Below are 11,897 nucleotides of genomic sequence, written 5' to 3'. Positions count from 1 at the left end.
GAATTATGAATGATTCTCTGGCCTTTTATTATTTGGGAATACTTCGCTCTTATGATTAGCCAAATAACCACGCTTCTGAGACCTCGTCAATTGTTTAAACGCATATTCCGCCTGCATGGCTGGTGACTTTTCGGAAAATTTCTCCAAGTGAATCATCCGCATCGGCTGGCGTTTAGCTAGACGGGTATATTTCGCACCGGTCCCGTTGTTGTGTTGTTGCAAGCGTCTAACTGGATCGGTTGTATAACCAGCGTAAAAGGTTTGATCGGCACATTCCAGGACATAAAAGTAGTGTTCGCTACTCGCCATGCAAAATCGCCTCGATTTCAGGTAAATACTGATTATCGTCACCATAAACATAAAGTGGCGGTAAAATTTTTAAGCCCCCAGGTTTGCCGTGGTGGATACCTTCGATTAATAAGGTATTCGCTTCACGTCCGACTTTTGGATAGACCAACTGCATGCGTTTAGGTTCTAAGTGATAATGCTGCATAACCGCTAAAATTTCAGTTAAACGTTCTGGACGATGAACCATCGAAAAACGTCCGTTCATTTTTAAAAGACCGGCTGACATTTTAATGACTTCTTCTAAGTTGGTATGTAGTTCATGTCTAGCAATGGCTAAATGCGGATTAGGGTTTTTTACGTTAGTTGGTAATTCTTTGAAATAAGGTGGATTACACACAACACAATCTACTGTATCTTTACGGACGAGTTGATTGGTTTCTTTCAAATCGATGTTTAAAACTGACAGTTGTTCTTCTAAATTATTCAGTTGAATACTTCGACGTGCCATATCAGCTAAGCGTTCTTGCAATTCAACACCAATAATTTGTGCCTGCGTCTTGCGACTAATGAACAGGCCCACCGCCCCGTTGCCAGAACATAAGTCGACAATCAATCCACGTTTAGGAATACGGGCAAAATGAGCTAATAACACGGCATCTAATGAAAAAGAAAACACGTCTGAACTTTGAATAATTTGAATATTTTGCGCCGATAATTGGTCAATGCGCTCATTGTCATAAATAATTGGTTCCATAAAATCTCTCCATTGTATAATAAGTAGTATTATATCATGAATTTGATGGTGACGGACCTGAATAGAATAAAATGTCGCGTATCTAAAGTTATGGTAAAATAAACGTAATGAAATTAAAAAGTGAGGAATGAATATGTTTTTTAAAGTGGTACGTGCAATCGCTAAAGGCGCATTGTTTATTATTAACGGACGCGCGGATTATCAACAAACGGATAAATTGCCAGAAGGTAACTACGTGCTGGTTGGCCCACACCGTACATGGTGGGATCCTGTCTATTTTGCGATAGGAGCAGCACCAAAAGAATTTTCTTTCATGGCTAAAGAAGAGTTATTTAAAAATCCCATTTTAAAATGGATTTTAGTGAAGGCTAACGCCTTTCCGGTGAATCGCGATAATCCCGGACCAAGCGTTATCAAAAAACCAGTGAAATTATTAAAGAGTACGGATTTAAGTTTGATTATGTTTCCAAGTGGCACACGTCATTCTGAAGAATTAAAAGGTGGCGCTGCGCTGATTGCAAAAATGGCGAAGGTGCCGATTGTACCAGTAGTTTATCAAGGGCCAGTGACGCTAGGTGGTTTATTCAAACGTAAGAAAGTGATTTTACGTTTTGGTGAGCCGATTGATGTGTCAGACATTAAAAAGCTAGATCAAGCAGGTATTTCAGAAGTTGAACGTCGCATGAGTACCGCATTTGCGCAGTTGGACCAAGAAATTAATCCAGCTTTTAAATATATTCCTAAGAAAAAAGACAACGAATAATCTAAATAAAATTTAGAGGTTAAGGTGATAAACATGGAGGAAAATCTCAGAGAACAATTAGTATTACGACAGTTGGATGAAGAACATATTCAACAGTTTAATGAATTATTGGCGTACGTTTTTCAAATTACGGATGCTGATATCGAAGAGAGTGGCTTTGCGAATAAGCGAGAATTCATTAAGTCTAAACAGCCGATTTTAGAGTTGTCCAAAGTTTTTGGTTGGTTTGATGACGATGAATTAGTCTCGCAAATTGCCATTTATCCGTGTGAGGTCAATATTCACGGCACGATTTATCAAATGGGGGGTGTGACTGGTGTGGGCACTTATCCTGAGTATGCTAGTCACGGCTTAATGCAACGTTTAATCATGTTGGCGCTTGAGAAAATGCGTGAAGATGGTCAGTGGATTTCGTATTTGTATCCTTATAATATTCCTTACTATCGCCGTAAGGGTTGGGAAATTATGTCGGACAAATTAAGTTTTGATATTAAAGATACTCAGTTGCCAAAAACAACAGCTCCTCCAGGCTATGTGGAACGACAAGAGGTAGCGCATCCTGATGTGTATGAAGTATATGAAGCGTTCGCGCGTCAGCATCACGGGGCAATGTTGCGCAGTGATTTTAACTGGGAAGAATATTGGCGTTATGAAAATCAAGATGAGCGGACCGCTGCGATTTATTACGGTGCTAACCAGCAGCCACTAGGCGTGTTATTCTATTGGATTGCCGAAGATGTTTTTCACGTTAAAGAGATGTTTACCTTGAACGAAGAAGCACGCCAAGGTCTGTGGCATTTTATCAATGCGCATTTTTCAATGGTAGACCGTGTAGAAGGTGACATTTACAAAAATGAACCACTAGCGTTTTTACTGGATGATAGTCAAATTAAAGAGACGATTGAGCCGTATTATATGGCCCGAATTGTTGATGTAGCGGAATTTTTAAGAGAATTTCCGTATGCAGGGACGGCGAAACCATTTCATTTTGAGATTACTGATCCAGTTGCTAAATGGAATAACGGGATTTTTTCTTTAAGCTGGGATGAAGACGATCAAGTGCAAATCGGTGATGAACCAATCGGCGCAGCAGTTAAAATTGATATTCAAACATTGACCTGTTTATTTATGAATTATCGTCGTCCTGCTTATTTACACCGTATTGAACGCATTGATACGGATAAAGAAACCGTACGGAGTTTAGAACGTATTATTCCTGATATGCCCGCCTATTTTAGCGATTACTTCTAAGCGTTAAATACCATTTTTTTATGAAATATGGTATAATAATTTAGTTGAAACAAACAAATATTTAAATAAAACAAGGTTGGGTAGATTACTTTCAAGGATTTCTTTTCTAGGGCGAGAAAAGGAGGAAGTCGTCTACCCTTTTTTGTTTGTGAAAGTATAGAAAGGGTGAAAGTATGTCATTTTTATTAGTGATAAGTTTGATTTTAATTATAACAAAAGTTATGGAACATCTAGCAGTGAAACTATCGTTGCCATCAGTGGTTGGAAGTTTAATGGTCGGAATCTTGTTGGGACCAGCTGTGCTAGGTATTGTACAAGAGAGCGAAGGGATTAGTTTACTGTCGCATATAGGGGTCATTTTATTAATGTTTTTAGCTGGGATTGAAAGTGATTTTAATCGTTTGAAAAAATATTTGAAACCGTCAGTGGCGGTAGCAATACTTGGTATTATTATGCCGATGGTGATGTTTTATCTGACATCATTATTATTTGGCTTTGGTAGTAAAGAAGGATTATTTATAAGTTTAATTTTTAGTGCTACTTCATTAAGTATTACCATTCAAGTGTTAAAAGAATTGAATTACGTTCAAACAAGAGAAGGCTCAGTTGTTGTGGGAGCGGCGTTACTAGACGATATTATGGTCGTGATTTTATTAAATATTGTCATGAGTTTATTAACACCTGGTGTTGGCTTAGCTCAAGTCGGCCAATTGTTATTAGCAACTGTTTTATTCTTTGTAGGGGTGTTCTTATTCCAACGCTTCTTATTACCAATTATCTTGAAAATTTATGACAAAGTTAGCGTTCCTGAGAAAAATTTAGCTTTCGGTTTGGCACTAGCATTCTTATTTAGCTTCATCGCTGAAACCTTAGGCATGTCAGATATTATTGGGGCATTCTTTGCAGGTATCATGTTATCGCAAACAGAAGTCGGACATGAAATTGAAGGGAAAATTGAGCAAATCAATACGGCGTTATTTGCGCCTGTTTTCTTTGTAAGTATTGGTTTAGATTTATCTTTCCATGGTTTAGGAAAATATTGGTATTTAATTATTATCTTTAGTATTTTAGCTGTGTTATCTAAATATATCGGTGGTTTCTTTGGTGCTAAGTTTGATGGCTTTGACCGTAAGAGTGCCGCAATTATTGGTGCTAGTATGATTTCACGTGGTGAGATGGCTCTTATTCTAGTCTCATTAGGCTTGAAACAAGCGATTATTTCAGAAAGTTTGTACGCATTAATTGTCTTAGTCGTCATTATTAGTACTGTTGCAGCACCAATTCTATTAAAACAAGCAGTTGTAACAAAACAAAAGAGCATGGCAAAAGAACGTTTATAAAAAATCAAAAGGAGTGTGACTTTTATCGTCGCACTCCTTTTTTCTATCTATTGATCGCTATTATTTTGTTGTAGCGCTGATTGATCGATGCTTAATTCAACAGTAGTTGTTTTCTTATCTTTGCCACGGTAGTAAGTCACCTTAATCTTATCACCAACTTTTTTGTTGTAAAGAATAGATTGTAAGTCACTAGCTGATTCAATGGCTTCACCGTCGATATCGACAATCACATCGTATTGCTGTAAACCAGCTTTTTCAGCAGGTGTTGCATTTTGAACCGTAATAACCGCCACACCAGCAGTTACCTCATCAGTTAAATTCAAGATTTGGCTACGTTGTTGTGAGCTAATATTCGCTAAATCGTACATGGTTACACCAAGTGCAGGACGTGTTACTTTTCCGTCTTTTTCTAATTGGTTAATGATATTCACCACATCGTTACTTGGAATAGCAAAGCCCATTCCTTCTGCGGAAACACCGGAATTTGATGAGGCAATTTTAACAGAATTAATACCGATAACTTGGCCAGCAGCATTAACTAAAGCCCCACCTGAGTTACCTGGGTTGATAGCAGCATCTGTTTGAATTGCGTTAATGTTAACAGGCTCATTGTCGTCATTGGTGTTTTGAATACTGCGGTTTTTAGCAGAAATAATTCCTTGGGTAACGGAACTTGCATACTCAGTACCTAGTGGAGAGCCAATCGCAATCGCAGGTTCACCGACTTTAATCGCATCAGAGTCACCAAATTCAGCAACTGTTTTTACGTTTTTACTATTGATTTTGATGACAGCTAAGTCAGTGTAAGAGTCGCGTCCAACTAGTTCACCTTTGACAGTCGTACCATCGCTAAATAAAATCTCTAATGCATCCGAACCTGAAACCACGTGGTTATTGGTGACGATATAGGCATTATCCCCATCTTTGCGGTAAATAACGCCGCTACCTTCACTAGTCGTTTGTAAATCATCTTTGTCATTATCTGAAGATTGTGTGCTACCGCCACCGAATAGACCCCCAAATGGATCGTTGCTAGTTTGTTGCTTTTGTAAATTAATCACTGAAACAACTGCATCTTGTACTTTAGAGACGGCTTTTGTTGTATCGCTTTTAACATCATAGTTGATTGTACTTACTTGCGTGTTGCCTTTGTTTTCAACAACAGAGTTAGTGGAATCGTTAGTGACTAATTGCGCTCCACCAAAAACTAGACCACCACCTAAAATACCACCGGCTAAACTTACGCCGAATCGTTTTAACAAACTAGATTTTTTCTGATTATTAAATTCTTGATGTTCTTGTTCCATAATTATCTAACCCCCAAAACATTTTAATTTATACGTCTATTATACTCTAGTAACTTAAACGGAGCTTAAATAGATTCCTTACTTATAATTTTACTCTTAATTTTAAAAAATGGGTATCCACAATGCTTTATTTTTACCCCAAAATTTAATCTGTGGGCAAGAAATGTACACTTATCCACAAATCCACAGAAGTTATCAACAGGAACGCATGTTTTGTGGAATGTGTATAACTATTTGTTCATAAAAAAGCTATAATAGGAATTTAAACAAGTACCAATTTTATTTTTGTGGATAAGTTTGTGCATAAAGAAGTTTTAAATTTTTTATCATATTTTTTTGAAAATATATTTATTATCCACAAAAAATATCCACAGAACATTTGTTTTGTGGATTGTGCATAACTTGCTGTTCGTAAAAAGATAAAACCAAGTATTTAAACAATCGTGACTCTTTAATCTGTGCATAACTATGTGGATAAGTGTGGAAAAACAAAATGTGCTATACTAGGTGAGTGAATAAACAAGTAAGTGAGGAATAAACATGAAAGTAACCATTATCGGTGTGGGGAAATTAAAAGAGAAGTATTTAAAGCAGGGAATTGCTGAATATGCGAAACGCTTGGGTAAATACACCAAGTTTGAGATTATTGAAGTTCCTGATGAACAAGCCCCTGAAAATTTAAGTGAAGCCGAAATGCTACAAGTGAAGCAAAAAGAAGGCGAACGTATTTTAAGTAAAATAAAAGACACGGATTATGTATATGCCTTAGTCATTCAAGGCAAGTTAATTTCATCTGAAAATTTAGCAAAAACGATGGAAAATGCAACTATACAAGGAAAAAGTCATTTAGTCTTTGTCATTGGTGGCTCCCTTGGTTTATCGGATGAAGTAGTTAAACGTAGTAATGAACAGATTTCATTTGGTCGCATCACCTTACCTCATCAATTAATGCGTTTAGTGTTGAGTGAACAAGTGTATCGTGGCTTTAGAATTATGAATGGGCATGCGTATCATAAGTAAATTTAGTTAAGGGAGATAATTAAAATGAATAAAGTTGAATATTTAGCTAAAACTTTCTCGCGCACAAAGCGGAAGGATTATGAAAATTATGTTCTTAATGCATTATGGCATAAAATAGATTATTTAAATATCAGACCTGTCACTCAACAGTATGTAAAAGGTGATGATCATTCATATTATCTTATTGATTTATATTTTCCTCAAATAAATTTAGGTGTAGAAGTGGACGAAGCTTTTCATAAAAATAATCGTGAAAAAGATATTAAAAGAGAATTAACTATTGAAGAAAAATTGTCTTCAATTAGAGATGAAAATCGTTTTCAATTGCTAAGAATAGATGCGACTTTACCTTTAGAAGAATTAACTAATAGAATTGAATTTATTGCTAAGGAGATTAAACAAAAAATAGCTGAGAAAGAGATAATGCAATGGGATACGGATATATCCATTCAAGACCAGATAAAAGCAAAAGGTTATCTTTCTATTGATGATTTTTATCGTTTCAAGCGTATTAAAGATGTTGCTAATCAGTTGTTTTTTAAGGATTATAAGGGGTATCAAAAAGCCTCATTTTCTGTTAAAACTAGTAATCAGTTAGCAAAAGTTTGGTTCCCTACTATTTCTACAAAGGATAAAAAAGAACATAGTGAATGGTTAAACTATTTAAATGAAGATTGGAGTATTATTACTGAAAATAATATCCGCAAAGATGAAAAAGTAATGGACCACAGTTTAGGGGAAATCAGAATAGTGTTTGCAAAAATTAAAAATAATTTTGGGCTTTTTAGCTATCGTTATATAGGAAATTTTAAGTTAGTTGAAATTTCAGAGGATAACAAATTACGTATTTATAAAAAAGTAAGTGATAATTTGTACATTAATTATGATAAGAAAGAAATATTCTTATAAAGAATAGCAGTTTTTTGAAATTTACTAATGACGATTATATGATATGAAATATATAGTTAAGATATATATAGGATGTGACGAATTAACGTCACATCTTTTTTTGATTAAAAGGTCATTAAGAATCCTTGCTTAATCGCAATCTAAGGTGTTTAATTAGGGGATTTTGTGTTTTAATTAGAATGATAATAAAAGACGACGTTCGAGCGAGCAACTATTAAAAGTTGTGAAGTGGAAGGAGCAGCAAGATGGCAGAAGAAGTGTCACGAATTGGGAAGAAAGAAACCAAGGTTATTAACTACAAAAGTTGTTTTGATGTCATTGGTCCGATAATGATTGGTCCATCAAGTTCACATACAGCCGGTGCTATTATGATAGGTCGCGTGGCGAATTTATTATTTCAGGGAAAGCCTAAACGTGCGATTGTAAAATATTATGAATCATTTGCGCAGACGCATAAAGGTCATGGTACTGATTATGCGATTGCTAGTGGTATTTTAGGTTTTTCGGCTGCGGATGAACGCGTACCGCATGCGTTAAAAATTGCCAAAGAAGAAGGCATTGCGATTGAATTTATTGAGATACCTGGAGATAGTCCTGTCTATCATGCAAATACCGCGTGCATTACGTTACAAGATGATGAGCATGAAGTACATATTACCGGGATTTCAATCGGTGGTGGAACCATCGAAATTAAGTACATTGAAATTGAAGGGTTTGCGATTGAGCCTCAGGGACAGTTGCCAATGCTACTTGTATTAACGGGAAATAGCCATGTGAAATCGTATATGGAAGATTTTTTAATTGGCCATCATATTAAAATTACGACGATTACACGTTATCAAAATGAAGAAAATCGTTATTTGTTTGTGTATGATTTGGATTCGCCCTTATCGGATGAATTACGCGCAGAGATTGTTGCAATGGGTGATCCGTCACGCTTAATTGTGTTGTAGTCGGGAGGTTATTATGTATTTATCAATTGAAGCATTTATTCAAGAAGCTGAAAAAACTGGCAAACGTTTGTCTGATTTGATGATAGAACAAGAAATGGTACAGAGCCAAATGAGTTACGAGGAAATTTGGCAACTAATGGAGCTGAATTTAGAAACAATGGAAGCCGCAGTTAAGGCAGCGACTGAAGGTGAAGGGGTCTTTTCACCAACCGGATTGACGGGTGGCGATGCGATTAAATTGAAGAAATATCGCGAAGGCGGCAAAACATTATCAGGAGACCGTATGTTACAAGGGGTCCAAAGTGCGCTGGGGACAAATGAGGTTAATGCAGCAATGGGCGTGATTTGTGCAACGCCAACAGCCGGTGCTAGTGGCACATTACCGGGTGTGCTGTTTTCGATTAAAGACAGTCTAGACTTATCACGTGAAGAGATGATTCGCTTTTTATTTACAGCCGGACTATTTGGATTAGTTGTGGCTAATAATGCGATGATAGCCGGTGCTGTAGGTGGTTGTCAGGCCGAAGTTGGGAGTGCCTCAGCTATGGCAGCCGCGGCAGCAGTTGAAGTGGCAGGTGGAACGCCCCGTCAATCAGCCGATGCCTTTGGAACAGCGTTAGGTAACTTGTTGGGGTTAGTGTGTGATCCAGTAGCTGGATTAGTCGAAATTCCGTGCGTGAAACGTAATGCGATTGGAGCAGGTAATGCTTTAATTGCCGCTGATATGGCTTTAGCCGGCATTGAAAACAAAATTCCAGCTGATGAAGTGGTTGAAGCGATGCGTCAAATAGGCGTGAGCATGCCACGTGAATTACGTGAAACGGGGATAGGCGGATTAGCGGGTTCGGAAACAGGTAAACGGATGAAAAAAGAAATTTTTGGTGAATAGAAATAAGTTGGTCTTGAAGACGTGATTCATTGTGAATCCGTCTTTTTTCTTATTGCTCTATTATTAGGTTTCGTTTTGGTGTTATGGTACAATGAAGAAAACTGTTATAGTGAAGATGTTAGTTTGTATATAAGTGATAAAACAGGAGGTTAGAGATGACAAGTAAACACGATCAAATATTGGCATATGTGGAAAATCTTCCTGTTGGGGAAAGAATTTCTGTAAGAGGAATTGCTAAGAACCTAGAAGTGAGTGAAGGAACGGCTTACCGCGCGATTAAAGCCGCCGAAAATCAGGGGATTGTCTCCACTATTGAGCGCGTTGGGACCATTCGTATTGAACAAAAAAACCAAGGGAATATTGAGAAATTAACCTTTAAAGAACTAGCGAAAGTCATTGAAGGTAGTGTTTTGGGTGGAAAAGATGGTTTAGATAAAACACTAGTTAAATTTGTTATTGGTGCGATGAAACCAGATTCGATGGACCGCTATGTCACACCAGATTCATTAATGATTGTCGGGAACCGTAAAGAAGTACAAGAATTAGCATTGAGAAAAGGTGCAGCGGTTTTAGTAACTGGGGGCTTTGATATTTCGGATGATATTTTAGCTTTAGCTGATGAAGTGGCAATGCCAGTTTTAAGCACCACGTATGATACCTTTACCGTTGCGACAATGATTAACCGCGTGATTAGTGACCAAATGATTCGTAAAGAAATATTATCAGTCGGCGATATTTATACCAAACTTTCTCTAACGAACTTTTTATTTCATACGGATACAGTCGAAGACTATGAGAAAAAATCACAAGAAACCGGTCACTCACGTTTCCCAGTTGTTAATAAAAGCATGCGTGTTTTAGGAGTCGTGACGGCTAAAGATGTCATCGGGAAAGCACCCAATCAACTAATTGAAAAAGTGATGACGCGTGAAATCAACAACGCTAAATTACATATGAGTGTCGCTAGTATTGGTCATTTAATGATTTGGGACGGGATTGAAATGATGCCCGTGGTCGAAGATGATTTGCGCCTAGTTGGAATTATTTCGCGCCGTGATATTATGAAAGCTATGCAGATGGCACAGCGCCAACCGCAAGTCGCTAACACGATTGCCGATCAAATTGTTGAGGGGATTACGGATATTACCCAAGATGATGATGAAATGATTTTTGGTGTCAATGTCTCACCTCAAATGGTGGATAATGTCGGGGCGTTGTCTTATGGTGTCTTAAGTGAGATGATTGTCAGTGTTGCCAGAAGAATGTTGCAAGTTCAACATAAGCGCAACTTAATTGTCGAGCAAATGTCACTATACTATTTCCGCATGATTCAAATTGAGAGTCAAATTGAAATTAGACCGCGTATTTTAGAAGTGGGTCGTCGTACGGCCAAAATTGATATCGAAGTCTATTTAGATAAAACCATTGTGGCTAAAGCAATTCTCGATTGTCAGTTAATGGGTAAATCATAGAAAGCAGGTTTTTTGATGATACAACAAGAAATTTTAGAAGCGATTAAACAATATGAAACCATAGTGATTCACCGTCATGAACGTCCAGATCCAGATGCGTTAGGCTCACAAGGTGGTTTAGCAGAAATTATTAAAGCCTCTTTTCCTGAGAAAAAAGTTTATTTAGTCGGGGAAGATGTGGCGAATTTACTTTATTTAAATAAAATGGATGGGGTCACCGATGAGGTTTATCAGGGAGCGTTAGTCATCGTGACAGACACCGCCAATAGTCCGCGTATTGATGATAAACGTTACGTACTAGGAGATAAATTAATCAAAATTGACCACCATCCAAATGATGAACCTTATGGTGATTTAGTTTGGGTGAACACTGGCGCAAGTAGCTGTAGTGAAATTATTTATGATTTCTATGCGCAGTTTGCGGATGAATTAACGTTGACCGATGAAGGCGCGCGTTTATTATATGCAGGAATTGTCGGTGATACTGGTCGTTTCATGTATCCAGCGTCAACCGCCCATACGTTAGAAGTTGCGTCAAAATTACGCCAATACGATTTCGATGCAATTGCCATTCATCGTCACATGGATGAAATGGATGAAAAAGTCGCGAAACTAATGGGCTATGTGTTAGCCAATATCGATTCAGATGGTGAAGGAACGGCCAAAGTCGTGATTCCTTATAGCATTTTGGAAGAATATGGGATTGATGATTCTGAAACATCAGGTTTAATTCCCGTGGCTGGAAAAATCTCAACCATTCAAGTCTGGGCATTATTTGTCCAACAACCAAGTGGCGTGTATCGCGTGCGCATGCGTTCAAAAGGACCAGTCATTAACGAAATCGCCAAACGCCATCGCGGTGGTGGCCACCCACTAGCCAGCGGTGCCTTTGCGGCTGACCAAGCAGAAATTGATCAAATCTTTGCAGAGATGCAGGAAGTGTTAAAGTGA

Annotated in this window: 12 protein-coding genes and 1 other annotated feature; of the genes, 9 read left to right on the top strand and 3 right to left on the bottom strand. The window is 37.6% G+C overall.

All coding sequences use genetic code 11. The features are described from left to right. Positions 1-3: 3 nt before the first annotated feature. Together FA707_RS09980 and FA707_RS09975 are read right to left on the bottom strand one after the other, a co-directional pair. Positions 4-309, bottom strand: coding sequence for a GIY-YIG nuclease family protein (locus FA707_RS09980; protein WP_136954059.1), 306 nt, complete (start codon positions 307-309; stop codon positions 4-6). Beyond that, positions 299-1,033, bottom strand: coding sequence for a tRNA1(Val) (adenine(37)-N6)-methyltransferase (locus tag FA707_RS09975; protein WP_136954234.1), 735 nt, complete (start codon positions 1,031-1,033; stop codon positions 299-301). The genes FA707_RS09980 and FA707_RS09975 overlap by 11 nt, the downstream gene beginning before the upstream one ends. A 142-nt stretch (positions 1,034-1,175) precedes the next feature. On the opposite strand from FA707_RS09975, the gene FA707_RS09970 reads away from it, so the two are divergent. The 3 genes from FA707_RS09970 (at position 1,176) to FA707_RS09960 (ending at position 4,396) form a co-directional block, all read left to right on the top strand. Continuing rightward, a complete protein-coding gene (locus FA707_RS09970) occupies positions 1,176-1,805 on the top strand; it encodes a lysophospholipid acyltransferase family protein (RefSeq protein ID WP_136954058.1) in 630 nt (209 codons plus the stop codon). Positions 1,806-1,838: 33 nt separating this feature from the next. Then, positions 1,839-3,056 (top strand): GNAT family N-acetyltransferase, encoded by a 1,218-nt coding sequence (locus FA707_RS09965; protein ID WP_136954057.1) that lies wholly within the window; start codon positions 1,839-1,841, stop codon positions 3,054-3,056. Between the two features lie 74 nt (positions 3,057-3,130). Continuing rightward, positions 3,131-3,177 (top strand) — a sequence feature (sodium ion sensor (DUF1646 type); this cis-regulatory element may regulate processes involved in with the transportation of sodium ions). A gap of 52 nt (positions 3,178-3,229) precedes the next feature. Next, a complete protein-coding gene (locus FA707_RS09960; protein ID WP_136954056.1) occupies positions 3,230-4,396 on the top strand; it encodes a cation:proton antiporter in 1,167 nt (388 codons plus the stop codon). A 47-nt stretch (positions 4,397-4,443) separates the two neighbouring features. Here the strand turns inward: FA707_RS09960 and FA707_RS09955 are convergent, their stop codons facing one another. Then, positions 4,444-5,703: a S1C family serine protease gene (locus tag FA707_RS09955; RefSeq protein WP_136954055.1), complete on the bottom strand. Its 1,260-nt coding sequence runs from the start codon at positions 5,701-5,703 to the stop codon at positions 4,444-4,446. Between the two features lie 540 nt (positions 5,704-6,243). Between FA707_RS09955 and rlmH the strand changes: the two genes are divergently transcribed. From rlmH to FA707_RS09925, 6 genes are all read left to right on the top strand, one after another. Next, positions 6,244-6,723 (top strand): 23S rRNA (pseudouridine(1915)-N(3))-methyltransferase RlmH, encoded by a 480-nt coding sequence (rlmH, locus tag FA707_RS09950; protein WP_136954054.1) that lies wholly within the window; start codon positions 6,244-6,246, stop codon positions 6,721-6,723. A 24-nt stretch (positions 6,724-6,747) separates the two neighbouring features. After that, entirely contained in the window at positions 6,748-7,632 is an 885-nt protein-coding gene (locus FA707_RS09945; RefSeq protein ID WP_136954053.1) for an AbaSI family restriction endonuclease, read from the top strand. Between the two features lie 245 nt (positions 7,633-7,877). Beyond that, on the top strand, positions 7,878-8,585 hold the full coding sequence (gene sdaAB, locus FA707_RS09940; RefSeq protein ID WP_136954052.1) for an L-serine ammonia-lyase, iron-sulfur-dependent subunit beta: 708 nt from the start codon (positions 7,878-7,880) through the stop codon (positions 8,583-8,585). A 13-nt stretch (positions 8,586-8,598) separates the two neighbouring features. Continuing rightward, positions 8,599-9,474, top strand: a complete 876-nt coding sequence (sdaAA, locus tag FA707_RS09935; RefSeq protein WP_136954051.1) for an L-serine ammonia-lyase, iron-sulfur-dependent, subunit alpha — start codon at positions 8,599-8,601, stop codon at positions 9,472-9,474. Positions 9,475-9,629: 155 nt separating this feature from the next. Further along, positions 9,630-10,946 carry a DRTGG domain-containing protein gene (locus tag FA707_RS09930; RefSeq protein WP_136954050.1) on the top strand — a complete coding sequence of 439 codons (1,317 nt, stop codon included), beginning with the start codon at positions 9,630-9,632 and terminating at the stop codon, positions 10,944-10,946. Positions 10,947-10,958: 12 nt separating this feature from the next. Beyond that, complete coding sequence (locus tag FA707_RS09925) at positions 10,959-11,897, top strand: DHH family phosphoesterase (protein ID WP_136954049.1); 939 nt, start codon at positions 10,959-10,961, stop codon at positions 11,895-11,897.

This window comes from Vagococcus zengguangii (genome assembly GCF_005145005.1).
In the GTDB taxonomy this organism is placed as follows: domain Bacteria; phylum Bacillota; class Bacilli; order Lactobacillales; family Vagococcaceae; genus Vagococcus_A; species Vagococcus_A zengguangii.
This window is presented reverse-complemented; position numbering and strand designations above follow the sequence as displayed.